We start from the raw sequence: 18022 nt of genomic DNA, 5'->3' as shown, positions 1-18022 counted from the left end.
GGCGACGCCGGCGACCGTCTGTACGGCGTCGTCTGACCTCCCGCCACACCGATTCCCTCCGGGGTGATTCCCGGGGGTCTGATTTCCCTTCCTTTCCACTTCTCCACCGAGCGCGACGTACGAGGACGTGTTCCTGCCTTTGTACGGCGCGCACCAGGCGGGCAACGCCGCGGGCGCCCTGGCGGCGGTGGAGGCGTTGACGGCAGGTGACGACCCGCTGGGCGAGGAGGTCGTACGGCAGGCCTTCGCCCAGGTGAGCAGCCCGGGGCGGCTGGAGATCGTGCGAAGGGGCCCGACCGTCCTGGTCGACGCGGCGCACAACCCCGCGGGCATGGAGGCCACGGTCGAGGCACTGACCGAGGCGTTCGGGTTCACCCGGCTCATCGCCGTGGTGGCCGTGATGGCGGACAAGGACGTGGACACGATTTTGGACCTGCTGGAGCCGGTGGCCGAGGAGATCGTGGTCACCCGCAACTCCTCACCTCGCGCGCTCAGCCCTGACGATCTCGCGTCCCGGGCGGAGGCCGTGTTCGGCCAGGACCGCGTCCACATCGAGGACCGGCTCGACGACGCCATCGACAGGGGCGTCGCGCTGGCCGACCAGGGCGACGAGTTCGGTTCGGGCGTTCTCATCACCGGTTCTGTCGTGACCGCGGGCGAGGCGCGCATCCTGCTGAAGGCCGCCAAGTGAGCAGCGCCGTGTTCGAGGTGACCCCCGGCATGCGCCGGCTCTGCGCGACCGTCCTCGGGATGCAGGCGATCGTCGTCGCGCTCGTCAGCCCCGTGGCGATCACCATCAACCACGTGTCCGCCCCGCTCGCGCTGACGGTCGGGCTCGGGCTGGCCGTCCTGTGCGTGGTGGTCGCCGGCCTGCTGAAACGCCCGTACGCCTACATCGCGGGCAGCATGCTGGAACTCCTGACAATCGCCACGGGATTCCTGGTTCCGATGATGTTCTTCCTCGGGGTGATCTTCGCTGCCCTGTGGATAACGGCTATCTTCGTCGCTCGCCGTGTCGAAGGGACGACGAAGCGCTAAAGTCGGCAACCATGGCCGTCCCTCCCGTACCGCAGGCTCGGACCGCCGTGCCGGTCCGTGCCGTGCGCGTCCCTCTGCTGGTCGACGTCGTCATCGGGCTGCTCACGCTGGTGGCCCTTCCTCTGGCGCTCGTCGCCATCCCGAACACGATCTCCGTCGTGGCGGCGCTGCTGCCGCCGGGTGTGTCGCAGGTCGACATGATCCGCGCGCACGGCCTGGCGCTGCCCGCCATGCTGGTGACCGTGCCGCTCGCCGCGGTCGCAGTACGCAGGTTCCGCGCGGCGCCGATCCTCGTGGCGGGGCTCACGCTGCTCGCGCTCGCCGACGTGGCCGGGGGTTACACCGACACGGTCGCGCTCGTCGGCGTGCTGCGCGTGCTCCACGGGATCGGCGCGGGCATGCTCGTGCCGGCGACGCTGGTCGCGGTCGCCGAGCGTCCCCGTCACCGGGTGCTGCTGCCGATCTGGGCGGGCACGCTCGCCGCCTCGCTGCTGACGGCCCAGGCCCTCGCCCTGTGGGCGATCCGGGACGTGTCCTCCTGGCAGGTCACCCTTCAGCCGTACCCGCTGCTCACCGGGGTGGCGCTGGCTCTCGCCGCGGCCTACCTGGTGCTGTGGATGATCTCCAGCGACGGCGGCTCGCCGGCCGAGGGGGAGATCCTGCCCGGGGGCCGGCCGACGTCGGCGGAGCGCGGGCGGCTCGCGCTGGCCATCGTGCCCGCCGCGGCCATCGCCGTGCTGGGCGTCGGGATCACCTTCGACTGGCCCCCGCCTCTGGTCGTCGTCGCGGCGGCGGTCGTGGTGGTGGCCATGCTGGCCCTCGCGGCTCTCGGCACGTTCGAGGGGCCGGGCGGCCGTACGCTCGCCTTCGTCAACGTCGCGGTGGGGCTGGTGGTGCTGCCGACCGCCGCGCAGATGACCTACATCGAGCTCGGCGGCCCGCTGGGCGGTCCCGGCCTCAAGGGCCTGTGGGTGCCGTTCCTGGTGGCCGCGGTGACCGCCCTCGTGGGCGCCGTCCTGGCGGGTCGGGCGCCCGAGGCGCTCGCGGCCCGGATGACGGTCCTCGGTCTCGCGGCCGTCGTCGTGGGGCTGGCCGCGATCAGGCTGCTGGTCCCGGCGCCGTCGGGCACGCCGTTGGTGGTGCCGTTCGTCCTGCTGGCCGCGGGGTCGGCCGTGGCGCTGGTCGGCGCGTTCCGTACGGCGGGCCTGGGGACGGCGATGCTGGGCCTGTCGCTGTGCTTCCCGGCCGTGCTCGCGGGCTTCCTGCTCGGCACGGGCATCCAGGTGAACCGGCTGCGCGAGGCCGCGGAGAGCGCACGGGGTGACGGGAACGCCCTGGTCAACGGGTTCATCGACGCGCTGCACATGTGGGCGCTCGTCGGCGGATTCGTGGTGGTCGGCGTGATCGTGCTCTCCTCCGTCCTGGCCCGGAGGGCCGCCACCGCGGCGGCGGACAGTGACGTGGTGATCCCGCTGCCGACGCCGTCGCCCGAGAAGGCCGACGACACCCCCGAGGACTCCGGCTCCAAGCACTGACCCGGCACGCGGCAGGACTCGCCGCTCACGTACCGACCCGGCATGCGGCAGGACTCGCCGCTCACGTACCGACCCGGCATGCGGCAGGACTCGCCGCCGCACACTGACACGGTACGCACAGGAACACCGCCGCCCGCGCACCGACACGGCTCGCGCAGAAACGCCCGCCCGGAGCGCCCGTCCGAGACGCCCGTCGAGATGCTCTGCCGCAGACCCGCCGGCATCGGACTCGTCCGATCGGAGCGGCGTTCCCGGACCGGTAAGCTGCCGTTGCGTCGGAGCTTCCCAGCCGGAGCTTCCCAGACGCGTGACGGGCGGGCCCGCGATCCGCCGGGTCACCGTGTACGGCGAGTCAACGACCTTAGGAGAAAAGACCGTGTCCGAGCGTACGCTTGTCCTGATCAAGCCCGACGGGGTCCGTCGCGGCCTCATCGGGGACGTCATCGGCCGCATCGAGCGCAAGGGCCTCAAGATCGTGGCGATGGACCTGCGCACGCTCGACGCCGAGACGGCCAAGGCCCATTACGCCGAGCACTCGGAGCGTCCGTTCTTCGGCGAGCTGGTGGAGTTCATTACCGGCGGCCCGCTGGTCGCGATGGTGCTTGAGGGCCCCCGGGCCGTAGAGGCGTTCCGCGCGCTGGCCGGCCTGACCGACCCGGTGAAGTCCGCGCCCGGCACCATCCGCGGCGACCACGCTCTTGAGATCGGCGAGAACGTCGTGCACGGCTCCGATTCGCCGGAGTCCGCGGCCCGGGAAATCAAGATTTTCTTTCCCGACCGTTTCTAGTCCTTGCCACACGAGAGGCCCCGGTTTAAACCGGGGCCTCTCGTGTTTTTCCAGGTGGTGACCGAGCTTAGGCAGGGCGACACCGGTTTTTCCGGGGCCTTGGGAGCTCGATGTGCCCAGTGATGAGCACATGCCGTTACGATTCGAATGCGATGCGTCATCCCGCACTCCCGCTGAACCCGGTAACCGCTAACCACCTGAAGGAAGGCTTCCTTCCGCATGGGCAGCAAGCTGACATTCCTGGGCCGTGACATGGCTGTCGACCTTGGCACGGCGAACACTCTCGTCTACGTCCGAGGGCGCGGCATCGTCCTGAACGAGCCGTCCGTCGTCGCCATCAACGTCACGACAGGAAACATCGTGGCTGTTGGGATAGAAGCGAAGCGGATGATCGGTCGGACGCCCGGAAACATCGTCGCGATCCGTCCCCTGAGGGACGGTGTCATCGCGGACTTCGATGTGACCGAGCGGATGCTGCGTTACTTCATCCAGAAGATCCACAAACGGCGCCATTTCGTGCGCCCGCGCATCATCGTGGCCGTGCCGAGTGGCATCACCGCGGTGGAGCAGCGCGCCGTGAAAGAAGCGGGCTACCAGGCCGGGGCCCGCCGTGTGTACATCATCGAGGAACCGATGGCGGCCGCGATCGGAGCCGGCCTGCCGGTCCACGAGCCGACCGGGAACATGGTCGTCGACATCGGCGGCGGCACCACCGAGGTGGCCATCATCTCGATGGGCGGCATCGTGACCAGCCAGTCGATCCGCGTCGGCGGCGACGAGCTCGACCACGCGGTCATCGCCTTCGCCAAGAAGGAGTACTCGCTGATGCTGGGCGAGCGCACGGCGGAGGAAGTCAAGATCGCCGTCGGGTCGGCCTGCGTCACGTGCGAGGACTTCCACGCCGAGGTGCGCGGCCGCGACCTGGTCAGCGGCCTGCCGAAGACGGTCGTCATCAGCGCCGAGGAGATCCGCCGGTCCATCGCAGAGCCGGTCAACGCGATCGTCGACGCGGTGAAGTCGACGCTGGACAAGTGCCCGCCGGAGCTCTCCGGCGACCTCATGGACCGGGGGATCGCCGTGACCGGTGGCGGCGCCCTGCTGCGTGGCATGGTCGACCGGTTGCGTGAGGAGACCGGCATGCCGGTCCACCTGGCCGAGAACGCGCTCGACTCGGTCGCGCTCGGCTCCGGGCGGTGCGTGGAGGACTTTGAAGCCCTCCAGCAGGTGCTCGTGCCGGAGCCCCGCAACTAAGGAGCGTCATGAGAGACACCCGTCGCGCCCGTCTCACGCTCGGAATCCTCCTCGCCGTGGCGCTGATCCTCATCACCGTGGATCACCGGGCCGGGAACAACCGCGTCCTCGGCCCGGTGCGCGACTTCGCGAGTGCCGTGTTCGGGAAGGCCGAGCGCGTCGGTGCCGCCGTCACCAGCCCGATCACCGGATTCGTCGGCATGCTGCGCGACGCGCCCTCCGCGCGGCGCACCATCGCCGACCTGCGCAAGGAGAACGCGCGGCTGCGCGACGAGGTGTCGGCGCAGAAGCTCGACAGGGCACGGGCCGACAAGCTCGACAGCATGCTCGGGCTGGCGGGTCTCGGCCGCTACCGCATCGTGCCGGCCCAGGTCGTCGCGCGGCGTACGGTGGCCGGTTTCGAGGACACGGTCGAGATCGACGCCGGCACCGGCGATGGGATCCGGCCCGACATGACGGTGCTCAGCGACGCCGGGCTGGTCGGCCGCGTCGTCCAGGCGGGCCCGGACGGCTCGACGGTGGCGCTCCTGACCGACCCGGCCCTGTCGGCCGGGGCCAGGTTGGAGGGCGGCAACGAGCTCGGCGTCGTGAGCGGCCTCGGCGAGGCGGGCGGCGGCGGCAACCTCGTCAGGTTCCGCCTGCTCGACTCCACCGTGCCGATCGGCGTGGGCCGCCGGATCGTTTCGTTCGGCTCCCAGCAGAGCAAGCCGTACGTGCCGGGGGTGCCGATCGGCGTGGTCGAGCGGGTGGACAACACGCCGGGTGAGGTGACGAGGACGGCCTACGCGCGGCCCTTCACCGACTTCTCCGCGCTGGACGTCGTCGGCGTGGTGGTCGCGGCGCCGAAGCGTGATCCGCGCGACGCGGTGCTGCCGCCGAAGCCGCCGCGCGAGGACCAGCGGCGCGGCGACGCCCGGGGGCAGGGACGCGCCTCGCTGGAGGCCGAGTGGGGGCTCGACGGCCGCAGTCGCGGCGCGGGCGACGAGGCGCGGGCCGCGACCGGACCGCAGGTGCGCGAGGGCCGGCCCGAGGCCGCGCAGGAGCGGCGCGGCCGGCACGGCACGCAGGCCGTGGACAGCGAGCAGCGCGCCCAAGAGCAGCGCGCACAGGAGCAGTACGCCCAAGAACGGCAGGCGCAGGAGCAGAGGCGCGAGCAGCCGGCGCAGGAACGGCAGGCGCAGGGGCGGCAGGCCCACGAGCAGCCCGCCGCGCACCGATCGCCCGCCGCGCACCGGCCGCCGGCCGTGGAGCCGCGCGACGCGCCTCGGCAGCACGACGGCCACGGTGAAAGGAACTGACCGATGGGCCGCAACCTCCTCGCCGCGCTGCTGCTCTTCGTGGCTCTGGTGCTCCAGGTCAGTGTGGTCAACCGGCTGCTGCTTTCCTGGGCGCCCGACCTGGTGCTGGTGACGGTGGCCGCGCTCGCGACCAGGCGCGGGGCCGTCCCGGGCGCGGTGATCGGCTTCTGCGGCGGGCTCGCCTATGACCTGCTGCCTCCCTCGAACCACACGCTGGGCCAGTACGCGCTGGTGCTGTGCGCCCTCGGCTACGCGGCCGGGCGGTTGGGAGATCGGGTGCCGCTGTTCGCGGTGGCGGCGTGCGCCGTGCTCGCGCCCGGCATGCTGGCGGGCCTGGGCGCGTTGATCGGCGCGCCGGGGGTCACCTGGTCGGTGCTGGCCACGGCATGGCCCCGGGCCGCGATCTGCAATCTCGTGGCCGCTCCACTGGCGCTCTGGGCGGTCAAGGTCACGCACGGCGGCCATCGCAGGCGCGCAGGCGGTGGCGAGCTCGTGCCGAGCTGGAGACGGGGGACGGCATGACACGTTTGCGCGGACGCCTGATCGTCCTGCAGGTGCTGGTCATCGCCATGATCGTGGTGCTCGTCGTCCGGCTGTGGCAGGGCCAGGTGGGGCAGGGGCCGCGGTTCGTCACGGTCGCGACGGAGACGCGCACCCGTGAGGTGCGGGTGCCCGCTCTGCGTGGGGCGATCCTCGACTCCTCCGGCCGCCCGCTCGTGCGCAACCGTACGACGCTGGTGGTCTCCGTGGACCGCGGCCGGCTTGAGCGGATGCCGGACGGCGGCGACGCGGTTCTGCGCCGGTTGTCCGCCGTGCTGAAGGTGCCGCTCGCGAAGCTGAAGCAGGAGATCCGGGCGTGCGGCCCGGGCATCAGCCGCCCGTGCTGGCCCGGCTCGCCGTACACGCCGATCCCGGTCGCCAACAACGTCAATCCCCGGGCGGCGCTGCAGATCCTGGAGCGCCAGGAGGACTTCCCCGGCGTCACGGCCGACATCCAGGCGCTGCGCGACTATCCCAACGGAAAGGACGCCGCCCAGCTCCTCGGCTACCTGCAGCCGGTGACGGAGAGCGAGCTGGAAAAGCGCGAGGGTCTCAAGGCCAACTATTCGGGCGTCGACCTCACCGGCCGCGACGGGCTCGAGCGCACCTACGATTCCGCACTGCGCGGCACGCCCGGCCTGCGCAACGTCCAGGTCGACCGGATGGGCAAGGTCATCACGGTCAACCAGGCGTCCGACCCGGTCCCCGGCGACGTCCTGGTGACCAGCATCGACGCCAAGGTGCAGCGCATCGTGGAGAAGTCGCTGGACCAGGCCATGCAGGAGGTGCCCCGCTCCGACGGCGCCGCAGGCGTGGTGCTCGACATCAAGACCGGTCGCGTGATCGCGATGGCCAGCCGGCCGACGTACGACCCCAAGGTCTGGACGGGCGGCATCTCGGAGAAGGACTACCGGTGGCTGCTGTCGGACAAGTCGGGCAAGCCGCTGGTGTCGCGGGCGATCGCCGGCGAGTACGCGCCGGGTTCGACCTTCAAGATCAGCTCGGTGTCGGCGATGATCGCCGATGGGCAGCCCCTGCACGGCACCTACCAGTGCCCGAGCTCCTACAACGTCGAGGGCAGGTCGTACCCGAACGCGGGCGGCATGAGCCTGGGCGCGATCTCGCTGCACGAGGCGCTGGTCAAGTCGTGTGACACCGTGTTCTACCGCGCCGGATATGAGGAGTGGCTGCGCGACGGCGGCAAGACGCCCAAGGCCAAGGTCAAGGAGCCGATGCCGAACATGGCCAAGGCCTACGGCTTCGGCAAGCGCACCGGCATCGACCTGCCCGGCGAGTCCGCGGGCCGCATCCCGACCCGCGCCTGGAAGCTCGACCTGTACAACACGACGAAGTCGGAGATGTGCAAGCGGGCCAAGATCGGCTACCCGGAGATGAAGGACCAGAGCCGGGCGGCGTTCGCCAAGCGGCTGGCCAACGAGAACTGCCTGGAGGGCATGATCTTCCACGCCTACGAGGCGGTCAACCTCTCGATCGGCCAGGGCGACGTGCTGGTCACCCCGCTCCAGCTCGCGCGGGCGTACGCGGCGCTGCTGGGCGACGGCCAGGTGCGCAGCCCGCGTGTCGGCTGGGCGCTGATGCGGCCGGACGGCACCCTTAAGAAGGAGATCCCGGTCCCGGTCGTGGGGCGCCTCCCGGTCAACGACGAGACCCGCACCTACATCCGCAAGGCGCTCAGCGAGGTGCCCTCGGACGGCACGGCCGCCGGCGCGTTCCGCGGGTTCCCGATGAACGTCGTCAAGATCGGCGGCAAGACCGGTACGGCAGAGGTCTACGGCAAGGAGGACACGTCGTGGTTCGCGTCCTTCGCGCCTGCGGACAATCCGCGGCTGGTCACCGTGGTCATGGTGGCGCAGGGCGGCTTCGGCGCCTCGACCGCCGCGCCCGCCGTGCGGCGCATCTGGGAGGGGATCTACGGCCTCGGCAAGGGGAACGACGGCAAGCCGCTCAAGCCGGCGCTTCCGGACGGCAAACCGGCGACGCGGCTGCCGGCCATCAGCCGCGAAACGCAGTGAGGCGGATCTGCCATGACTGAAGCCCTCGGGGTAAGGCGGAGGTCGTTCGCGAGCCGCGTCGTCGGCAGGGGATCGGTCGTCTGGCGGATGGACTGGCTGCTGTTCGGCGCGGTGGTCGCGCTCAGCGCGATCGGCACGCTGCTGGTGTGGTCGGCCACCCGCACGTGGTCGTCGATCGAGCCGACGGGCATGGCCAAGAAGCACGTGCTCAACCTGCTCATCGGCCTGGCCCTCTACAGCGCGATCGCGGTGACCGACTACCGCTGGCTGCGCACGTACGCGCCGGTCCTGTACGGCATCGCCGTCCTCGGGCTGATCCTGGTGATCAGCCCGATGGGTTCGACGGTCAACGGCCACCACTCGTGGATCCTGCTCGGCGGGGGTTTCGCCCTGCAGCCCGCCGAGCTGATGAAGCCGGCGCTGGTGGTGATGCTGGCGCGGCTGCTGGCCCCGGTGTCCGAGAAGGGGAAGACCAAGGACCGGCCGAGGGGCTCCGGTCTCGCGCTGTCGCTGGCGGCGGCGGGCGGGGCGGCGGCGCTGGTCATGCTGCAGCCCGACCTCGGCACCACGATGGTGCTGATGGCGACGACCGGCGCGATCATCGTCTTCGCCGGGATACGCAAGCGCTGGGTGCTGGCCGGGGTGCTGCTCGCGGGCCTCGCGGGGGTGGCGGTGTGGGCGCTGGGGCTGCTCAAGCCCTACCAGGTGGCGCGGTTCACCGCGCTCATCGACCCGTCGAGCGACCCGCGCGGCGTGGGCTACAACAGCACGCAGGCGCTCGTGGCGATCGGGTCGGGCGAGGTGTTCGGCAAGGGCCTGTTCCACGGCGGCCAGACCACGGGTCGCTTCGTGCCCGAGCAGCACACCGACTTCATCTTCACCGTCGCGGGCGAGGAGCTCGGCTTCGTCGGGTCGGTCACCGTGGTGGCCCTGCTCGGCGTGGTGCTGCTGCGCGGCGTGCGGATCGCCCGGATGTGCAACGACCGGTTCAGTGCGCTCGTCTCCGGCGGCATCGTCGCGTGGCTGGGCTTCCAGACCCTCGTCAACGTCGGCATGACGATCGGAATCATGCCGATCACCGGCGTGCCGCTGCCGTTCGTCTCCTACGGCGGCACGGCGACGTTCGCGAACATGACGGCGGTGGCCATCCTGCAGGCGATCCATCTCAGGTCGCGGCCCGGGTGATCCGCGCCGCCCGGTGCCTCGCGCCGGGCGCCGGGACGCCGCGGCCTACGGCGAGCCGGGTCACCGCCCGGTCTCGCCGCGCGGGCGGCCCGATCTGGCACCCCTGCTGAGGACGGAAGATCCGCAGGGGCCACTCTCCGGAGCCGATACCCTGGATACATGTCTGTCGAGTCGTTGTTTCCCCGCCTGGAGCCGCTGCTGCCCAAGGTGCAGAAGCCGATCCAGTACGTCGGGGGCGAGCTGAACTCGACGGTCAAGGACTGGGACGAGGCGACCGTCCGGTGGGCCCTGATGTACCCGGACGCCTACGAGGTCGGCCTGCCCAACCAGGGGGTGCAGATCCTCTACGAGATCCTCAACGAGCTGCCCGAGACGCTGGCGGAGCGCACCTACGCGGTGTGGCCCGACCTCGAGGCGCTCATGCGGTCCGAGGGTGTCCCGCAGTTCACCGTGGACGGTCACCGGCCGGTTCGCGCGTTCGACATCCTCGGGGTGTCGTTCGCCACCGAGCTGGGCTACACCAACCTCCTCACCGCGCTCGACCTGGCGGGGATCCCGCTGGAGGCGGCGGACCGCACCGACGAGGACCCGATCGTTCTGGCGGGCGGCCACGCCGCGTTCAACCCGGAGCCGATCGCCGACTTCCTCGACGCCGCCGTGCTCGGCGACGGCGAGCAGATCGCCATCGCGATCTCCGAGGTGCTGCGCGAGTGGAAGGCCGAGGGCTCGCCCGGCGGCCGCGACGAGCTGCTGCTGCGCCTCGCCTCCACCGGCGGGGTGTACGTCCCGAAGTTCTATGACGTCGAGTACCACCCGGACGGCCGCATCATGCGCGTCGTCCCCAACCGCGACGGCGTGCCGACGCGCGTGTTCAAGCACACGGTCATGGACCTCGACGAGTGGCCCTACCCGAAGAAACCGCTGGTCCCGCTCGCCGAGACCGTGCACGAGCGGTTCAGCGTCGAGATCTTCCGGGGCTGCACCCGGGGCTGCCGCTTCTGCCAGGCGGGGATGATCACCCGTCCGGTGCGGGAGCGGTCGATCACCACGATCGGCGACATGGTCGAGGCGGGGATCAGGGAGTCCGGCTTCAGCGAGGTCGGGCTGCTGTCGCTGTCCAGCGCGGACCACTCCGAGATCGCCGACGTCACCAAGGGCCTCGCCGACCGTTACGAGGGCAGCCAGGTCGGCCTGTCCCTGCCCTCCACCCGGGTCGACGCGTTCAACATCGACCTGGCGAACGAGCTGTCCCGCAACGGCCGCCGTTCCGGTCTCACGTTCGCGCCGGAGGGCGGGTCCGAGCGGATGCGCAAGGTGATCAACAAGATGGTCACCGAGGAGGACCTGATCCGCACGGTCACGACCGCCTACTCCAACGGCTGGCGGCAGGTGAAGCTCTACTTCATGTGCGGGCTCCCGACCGAGGAGGACGAGGACGTCCTCGGCATCGCCGACCTGGCCAAGAAGGTCATCAAGGCGGGCCGCGAGGCGACGGGCTCGCGCGACATCCGCTGCACGGTCTCCATCGGCGGGTTCGTGCCCAAGCCGCACACGCCGTTCCAGTGGGCCGCCCAGTGCGACCACGAGACGGTGGACCGCCGGCTGCGCGCGCTGCGCGACGCCCTGCGCTCCGACAAGGAGTACGGCAGGGCCATCGGCTACCGCTACCACGACGGCAAGCCGTCGATCGTGGAGGGGCTGCTGTCGCGGGGCGACCGCCGGGTGGGCCGGGTCATCCGGGCCGTCTGGGAGGACGGCGGCAGGTTCGACGGATGGAGCGAGCACTTCTCGTTCGAGCGGTGGATGGCCGCGGCCGAGCGCGCCTTCGCCGACGAGCCGGTCGACGTGGACTGGTACACGACGCGCGAGCGGGACGAGCACGAGGTGCTCCCCTGGGACCACCTCGACGCCGGTCTCGACCGCGAGTGGCTGTGGCAGGACTGGCAGGACGCGCTGAACACGGTCGAGGTCGAGGACTGCCGCTGGACGCCCTGCTACGACTGCGGCGTCTGCCCCACGATGGGGACGGAGATCCAGATCGGCCCCACGGGCAGAAAACTGCTGCCACTCACCGTGATCTGACGGTCACGGCCTATCCTGAAAGACGATCGACCGACAGCGGAAGGACGACGGAACTCTGAAACCCGTTCCCGACGGGCCCGCACCCGAACCCACCGTGCAGCGCCTTCGTGTGCGCTACGCCAAGCGGGGCCGCCTGCGTTTCACCAGCCACCGCGACATCTCCCGCGCCGTCGAAAGGGCGGTGCGGCGAGCGGGCATTCCGGTGGCCTACAGCGCCGGCTTCAGCCCTCACCCGAAGATCTCCTACGCCGGCGCCGCCCCCACCGGAGTGGCGAGCGAGGCCGAATACCTGGAGATCGGGGTGAACCGGCCGTGCGACCCGCGGCGGGTTCGCGACGACCTCGACGCCTCGCTGCCGCCGGGGCTCGACGTGCTCGACGTGGTGGAGGCGCGGGACGGGAACCTGGCCGACCGGCTGGAGGGCTCGATGTGGGAGCTGCGGCTCCCCGGAGCCGATCCGGGCGAGGCGGAGCGGGCGGTGAAGGAGTTCCTCTCGGCCGATCTGGTGGAGGTCGAGCGCCTGACCAAGAAGGGAATGCGGCGGTTCGACGCCCGCCAGGCGGTGCGTTCGCTGGCCGTCGTGGGGGAGCCGGGAATTACGGCAGGTCAGGAGACCGTTCAACCGTGTGTCATACTTCGTATGGTTGTTCGGCACGAAACACCTGCCGTCCGGCCCGATGACGTGCTCATGGGTCTGCGTCTCGTGGCAGGCTTCGCGCCGCCGTCACCCGCTGCGGTGACCAGGCTGGCGCAGGGGCCGCTCGACGCGACCGGTGAGCCCGCCGACCCGTTCGCCTTCGACCGGGCAGGCGGAGACCGATAAGACTTGCCGCCGAGGCGCCGACAGGAAGCCCGGCGGACCGCGAGAGACGAGAGCCTTCGCGCGGCGCGGCAACGTGCCCGGAGGCTGACGGGAGAGCGCCCGCATGCTCGACAACGAGCCCACTGACGGGGCTGTGAGCCTTGACAGTGACACGACAACAGAAGAACGCCGGCAGACCGGGGGAGAGGTCGTTTCTTCCGGTCCTTCGGTCGTATCCACGACCCGGCGCCGCCGGTCGGCGAGCCGTCCGGCCGGGCCACCGCCCGAGCCCGACGACCTGCCGCCGCCGGTGACCACCGTGGCCGCGGCCACCATGCCCAAGGCCGTGGAGACCACCGCGCCGAAGAGCGCCCGCGGCACCGAGCCGAAGAGCGCCCGCGGCACCGAGCCGAAGAGCGCCCGCGGCACCGTGCCGAAGAGCGCGGAAACCACCGTGGCCTCCGTGGCCGAGCCCGTGGCGGCTCCCGCGCAGGAGGAGCCTGCCGCGAAGGAGAAGCCCAAGCGGGTGACCCGCCGCCGCACCAAGGCCGCGGAGGAGCCGGTCGCCGAGCAGCCGCCGGTGACCGCGGAGGCCGTGACGGCCCCAATGGAGACGGCCCCGGCGGAGACGCCACCGGCGGCCGCGGAGACCGCCGCGGAGACCGTGCCGGCCACCGCGGAGACGGCGCCTGCCGCGCAGGACGAGCCGCCCGCGCCCACCCGGCGTCGCCGGAGCCGCAAGCGGACCGACGAGACCGAGACGCCCCAGCAGGCCGAAACGGCACAGGCCGAAGCGGCACAGACGGAAACGGCACAGACGGAAACGGCACAGACGGAAACGGCGCAGACCGAAGCGGTGCAGGACGTGCCGGCCGAGCAGCCTGCCACGTCGAGGCGGCGCCGCCGCGTCCGCGCGGAAGAGCCGGAGCCGGAACGATCCAGGGCGATGAGCGCCGCCGAGGCGGAGGTCGACGCCGCGCTGCGGCTCAACCTCCCCGACGAGGAGCCGCTGGACGACGAGCCGCTCGACATCGAGGACGTCGACCTGGAAGAGGCCGACGACGAGGACGGCGATCGCCTGGACGTGGTGGCCGACCCCTTCGGGCTGTCCGCGCAGCAGCCGGCCGTGCCCTCGGTGACCTTCCAGGCGCCGTCGGCGCTGTTCCAGCCGATCTTCCAGGCCCCTGATCCGTACGCGGTGCCCGTGCAGAGGGCGGCGACGCCCCCGGCCGAGCCGGTGCCGGCGGAGGACGAGGAAGCCGAGGCGGAGGAGCCGGAGGAGACCGTCGATTCCGGCGATGACGACTCCGAGGGCGAGGGCGGCACCCGCCGTCGTCGCCGCCGCAGGGGCGGCCGCGGCCGCGGTGCCCGCGCCAGGGACGCCGAGGACGGCGAGGAGCAGGAGAGCGAGGGCGAGGAGCCCCAGGCCGCGTCGGCCGAGGAGGACGACCGCGAGCAGGCGGAGGACGACTCCGAGGGCCAGACCGGCACCCGCCGCCGTCGCCGTCGCCGCCGCCGGGGCACCGAGGACGCCGATCTGACCCCCGACGACCCGCCGAACACCGTCGTCCGCATCCGGGCGCCCCGCGCGACCAGGTCCACCTCCGTGGACGAGGTCCAGGGCGTGCGCGGATCGACCCGGCTGGAGGCCAAGAAGCAGCGCCGCCGTGAGGGCCGCGAGCTGGGCCGCCGCCGTCCCCCGATCATCACCGAGTCGGAGTTCCTGGCCCGGCGCGAGTCGGTCGAGCGGATCATGGTCGTGCGCCGCCAGGGCGGCCGCACCCAGATCGCGGTGCTGGAGGACGGCGTCCTCGTCGAGCACTACGTCGACCGGGAGTCCAGCCAGTCGTACGTCGGCAACGTCTACCTCGGCAAGGTCCAGAACGTGCTGCCCTCGATGGAGGCGGCGTTCGTGGACATCGGCAAGGGCCGCAACGCCGTGCTGTACGCCGGCGAGGTGAACTTCGACACCGCGGGGCTGGAGGGCCAGCCCAAGCGGATCGAGGCGGCACTGAAGTCCGGGCAGTCGGTGCTCGTGCAGGTCACCAAGGACCCGATCGGTCACAAGGGCGCCCGGCTGACCTCGCAGATCAGCCTCCCCGGCCGCTATCTGGTCTATGTGCCGGACGGCTCGATGACCGGGATCAGCCGCAAGCTGCCCGACAAGGAACGGGCCCGGCTCAAGCAGATCCTGCGCAAGGTCATGCCGGAGAACGCGGGCGTGATCGTGCGTACCGCCGCGGAGGGCGCCTCGGAGGAGGAGCTCAGCCGCGACGTCGCCCGGCTGTCGGCCCAGTGGGAGAACATCCAGCGCAAGGCCAAGTCGGCCAGCCCGCCGGAGCTGCTGTCCGGCGAGCCCGACCTGACCATCCGGGTGGTCCGCGACGTCTTCAACGAGGACTTCAGCTCCCTGGTCGTCGAGGGCGACGACGCGTGGACGACGGTGGACGAGTACGTCCGCTACGTCGCCCCGCACCTGGCCGATCGGCTGTCGAAGTGGGAGGGCGAGACCGGCGCGTTCGCCGCCTACCGCATCGACGAGCAGATCGCCAAGGCGATGGAGCGCAAGGTGTGGCTGCCGTCCGGCGGCTCGCTGGTGATCGACAGGACCGAGGCGATGACCGTCGTCGACGTCAACACCGGCAAGTTCACCGGGCAGGGCGGCAACCTCGAGGAGACCGTCACCCGCAACAACCTGGAGGCGGCCGAGGAGATCGTCCGCCAGCTCAGGCTGCGGGACATCGGCGGCATCATCGTGATCGACTTCATCGACATGGTCCTGGAGAGCAACCGCGACCTGGTGCTCCGGCGGCTGCTGGAGTGCCTGGCGCGCGACCGGACCAAGCACCAGGTGGCGGAGGTCACCTCGCTCGGCCTGGTGCAGATGACGCGTAAGCGGGTCGGCCAGGGCCTGCTGGAGGCGTTCTCCACGCCGTGTGACTGCTGCCACGGGCGCGGGATCATCGTGTCGACCGAACCGGTCGAGGCGAAGCCCGAGCCACGTGGCACGCAGGGCAAGATGGCCATCGAAAAGGCGGTGGCCGAGAAGGTGGCGGCGAGCGAGGGCTCCGTCGCCGCGGCGGCGGGCTCGGTGCGCGAGAGCGTCACCGACGCCATCGACGCCGATTCCTCCGACTCCGACGGGGGCGACGGCTCCGCGTCGTCTTCCCGGGGACGGCGACGTTCCCGCAGGAAGACGGCGGAGTAGCGACTTCGTCAACCGGCGGTCCGCTCGGTTCGACCTGGGTACCGGATATCCGGTACCCTAGTCAACCGGTGCGCCTGGTGTCGGCGTGCCTGGCTTCGCGCGCCTGCCCGGATCGCCGGTCGTTTTATCGACAGCAGCTGGATGCGGGGCGCGGCATCTCAGCATTTAGCCAGTAGAAGGGTTCCGCGGTGTACGCGATCGTTCGTTGCGGCGGCAGGCAGCAGAAGGTCTCCGTCGGGGACGTCCTCGAGGTGGACAAGGTCGCCGGCGAGGTTGGGTCCTCGGTGTCGCTGCCGGCGGTGCTCGTCGTCAACGACGGCGATGTCACCACCGACGCCGCCACGCTTTCCCGGTTCCAGGTGACCGCCGAGATCCTCGGCGAGACGAAGGGGCCGAAGATCCGGATTCTGAAGTACAAGAACAAGACCGGATACAAGAAGCGCCAGGGTCACCGCCAGCGGTACACCCAGGTCAAGGTCACCGGCATCAACCCCGGACAGTAGTTTCCCGGGGGACGACCCCCGCTTACCCCCGAAAGGGAGTGAATCATGGCACACAAGAAGGGCGCCTCGTCCACCCGGAACGGTCGTGACTCGAACGCTCAGCGTCTCGGCGTGAAGCGTTTCGGTGGCCAGCTGGTGAACGCCGGCGAGATCATCGTCCGTCAGCGCGGCACGCACTTCCACCCCGGCGACAACGTCGGCCGTGGTGGCGACGACACGCTGTTCGCCCTGGCCACGGGCCGGGTGCAGTTCGGCACCAAGCGCGGTCGCCGCGCGGTGAGCATCGTCCCGGCCGCGGAGTAGATCCGCCCAGGACACCCACAAGCAGCGCGATGAGGCGGATCGAGCATTCGGTCCGCCTCATTCGTTTTTTCATACGGCAGTAAGGGGGAGCGGCTGATGGCCGACTTCGTGGACCACGTCGTCCTGCACATCAAGGCGGGTGACGGGGGCAACGGCTGCGCCTCCATCCACCGGGAGAAGTTCAAGCCGCTCGGCGGGCCCGACGGCGGCAACGGCGGGCGCGGCGGCGACGTCATCCTGGAGGTGGATCCCAACACTTCCACCCTGCTGGAGTATCACCACCGTCCGCACCGCCGCGCGGGCAACGGCAAGCAGGGCATGGGCTCCAACCGGGACGGCGCCAACGGCGAGGACATCGTCCTGCCCGTGCCCAACGGCACGGTCGTGAAGGACGCCAGGACCGGCGAGGTGCTGGTCGACCTCGTCGGCTCCGGCACCCGTTATGTGGCCGCGCAGGGCGGCTTCGGCGGCCTCGGCAACGCCGCGCTCGCCAACGCCAAGCGCAAGGCCCCCGGCTTCGCGCTGCTGGGCGAGCCGGGTGACGAGGCCGAGATCGTGCTCGAACTCAAGACCGTCGCCGACGTGGCGCTGGTCGGGTTCCCCAACGCGGGCAAGTCGTCGCTGATCGCGGCGCTCTCCGCGGCCCGCCCCAAGATCGCCGACTATCCGTTCACCACGCTCATCCCCAACCTGGGCGTGGTGACGGCGGGCGAGACGGTCTTCACGGTCGCCGACGTGCCGGGGCTCATCCCGGGGGCGTCCGAGGGCCGGGGCCTCGGTCACGAGTTCCTGCGGCACGTCGAGCGCTGCTCGACGATCGTGCACGTGCTCGACTGCGCGACGATCGAGCCGGGGCGCGACCCGGTCACCGACTTCGAGGTGATCGAGGCCGAGCTCGCGGCGTACGGCTCGTTGCAGGACCGGCCGCGGCTGGTCGCGCTCAACAAGGTGGACGTCCCCGACGGACGTGACCTGGCCGACATCGTCACGCCCATGCTGGAGGAGCGCGGACTGCGCGTCTTCGAGATCTCCGCGGCCAGCCACGAGGGCCTGCGGCCCCTGGCGTACGCGATGGCGGAGATGGTGGCCGCCGCCCGGGCGCAGGCCCCGGTGGAGGAGCCCACCCGGCTGGTCATCCGGCCCAGGCAGCTCGGCGAGACCGGCTTCGCCGTACGCAGGATCGACGAGAACCGTTTCCAGGTGACCGGTGAGAAGCCCGAGCGGTGGATCCGCCAGACCGACTTCTCCAACGACGAGGCCGTCGGCTATCTGGCCGACCGGCTCGAACGGCTCGGCGTCGAGGAGGAGCTGATCAAGGCCGGTGCGACGGCCGGCGCCGAGGTGATCATCGGCCCGATGGAGGGCGGCTACGTCTTCGACTGGCAGCCGTCGCATGGCACCGGGGCGACCATGGGACCGCGTGGCACCGACGCCAGACTCGGCTGATCGGGGGCCGG

The 18022-nt window shown here is 71.1% G+C and carries 14 protein-coding genes and 1 pseudogene; all 15 read left to right on the top strand.

The genetic code is table 11. The features are described 5' to 3' along the window. Positions 1 to 118 precede the first annotated feature (118 nt). Positions 119 to 691: pseudogene (locus tag FLV34_RS31670) on the top strand (glutamate ligase domain-containing protein); the annotation flags it as partial. Beyond that, positions 688 to 1038 carry a DUF4233 domain-containing protein gene (locus FLV34_RS31665; RefSeq protein WP_261985972.1) on the top strand — a complete coding sequence of 117 codons (351 nt, stop codon included), beginning with the start codon at positions 688 to 690 and terminating at the stop codon, positions 1036 to 1038. The pseudogene FLV34_RS31670 and the gene FLV34_RS31665, both read left to right, overlap by 4 nt. Before the next feature lie 11 nt (positions 1039 to 1049). Further along, on the top strand, positions 1050 to 2573 hold the full coding sequence (locus tag FLV34_RS31660; RefSeq protein WP_142645848.1) for a hypothetical protein: 1524 nt from the start codon (positions 1050 to 1052) through the stop codon (positions 2571 to 2573). Positions 2574 to 2949: 376 nt separating this feature from the next. Further along, a complete protein-coding gene (gene ndk / locus FLV34_RS31655) occupies positions 2950 to 3360 on the top strand; it encodes a nucleoside-diphosphate kinase (protein ID WP_030505860.1) in 411 nt (136 codons plus the stop codon). Positions 3361 to 3579: 219 nt separating this feature from the next. Further along, positions 3580 to 4611, top strand: a complete 1032-nt coding sequence (locus FLV34_RS31650) for a rod shape-determining protein (protein ID WP_147944835.1) — start codon at positions 3580 to 3582, stop codon at positions 4609 to 4611. Positions 4612 to 4619: 8 nt separating this feature from the next. Beyond that, positions 4620 to 5909: a rod shape-determining protein MreC gene (locus FLV34_RS31645; protein ID WP_147944834.1), complete on the top strand. Its 1290-nt coding sequence runs from the start codon at positions 4620 to 4622 to the stop codon at positions 5907 to 5909. Positions 5910 to 5912: 3 nt separating this feature from the next. Next, a complete protein-coding gene (gene mreD / locus FLV34_RS31640; protein WP_142645845.1) occupies positions 5913 to 6431 on the top strand; it encodes a rod shape-determining protein MreD in 519 nt (172 codons plus the stop codon). Beyond that, positions 6428 to 8482 carry a penicillin-binding protein 2 gene (mrdA, locus tag FLV34_RS31635; protein ID WP_147944833.1) on the top strand — a complete coding sequence of 685 codons (2055 nt, stop codon included), beginning with the start codon at positions 6428 to 6430 and terminating at the stop codon, positions 8480 to 8482. The genes mreD and mrdA overlap by 4 nt, the downstream gene beginning before the upstream one ends. Positions 8483 to 8494: 12 nt before the next feature. After that, positions 8495 to 9667 (top strand): rod shape-determining protein RodA, encoded by a 1173-nt coding sequence (gene rodA, locus FLV34_RS31630; RefSeq protein WP_142645843.1) that lies wholly within the window; start codon positions 8495 to 8497, stop codon positions 9665 to 9667. 159 nt (positions 9668 to 9826) lie between these two features. Further along, on the top strand, positions 9827 to 11749 hold the full coding sequence (locus FLV34_RS31625; protein ID WP_147944832.1) for a TIGR03960 family B12-binding radical SAM protein: 1923 nt from the start codon (positions 9827 to 9829) through the stop codon (positions 11747 to 11749). A 94-nt stretch (positions 11750 to 11843) separates the two neighbouring features. Further along, complete coding sequence (locus FLV34_RS31620; RefSeq protein ID WP_142623795.1) at positions 11844 to 12572, top strand: TIGR03936 family radical SAM-associated protein; 729 nt, start codon at positions 11844 to 11846, stop codon at positions 12570 to 12572. 103 nt (positions 12573 to 12675) lie between these two features. Continuing rightward, the gene (locus FLV34_RS31615; protein WP_147944831.1) at positions 12676 to 15759 is read left to right on the top strand and encodes an Rne/Rng family ribonuclease; all 3084 of its coding nucleotides are present in this window, start codon (positions 12676 to 12678) and stop codon (positions 15757 to 15759) included. 188 nt (positions 15760 to 15947) lie between these two features. Continuing rightward, positions 15948 to 16262, top strand: a complete 315-nt coding sequence (gene rplU / locus FLV34_RS31610; protein ID WP_030505848.1) for a 50S ribosomal protein L21 — start codon at positions 15948 to 15950, stop codon at positions 16260 to 16262. Between the two features lie 45 nt (positions 16263 to 16307). Beyond that, a complete protein-coding gene (gene rpmA, locus FLV34_RS31605) occupies positions 16308 to 16565 on the top strand; it encodes a 50S ribosomal protein L27 (RefSeq protein WP_030505847.1) in 258 nt (85 codons plus the stop codon). 96 nt (positions 16566 to 16661) lie between these two features. Next, positions 16662 to 18011 (top strand): GTPase ObgE, encoded by a 1350-nt coding sequence (gene obgE / locus FLV34_RS31600; protein ID WP_142645840.1) that lies wholly within the window; start codon positions 16662 to 16664, stop codon positions 18009 to 18011. Positions 18012 to 18022 lie beyond the last annotated feature (11 nt).

It is taken from the genome of Microbispora sp. CSR-4, from assembly GCF_008033685.1.
Taxonomy (GTDB): domain Bacteria; phylum Actinomycetota; class Actinomycetes; order Streptosporangiales; family Streptosporangiaceae; genus Microbispora.
This window is presented reverse-complemented; position numbering and strand designations above follow the sequence as displayed.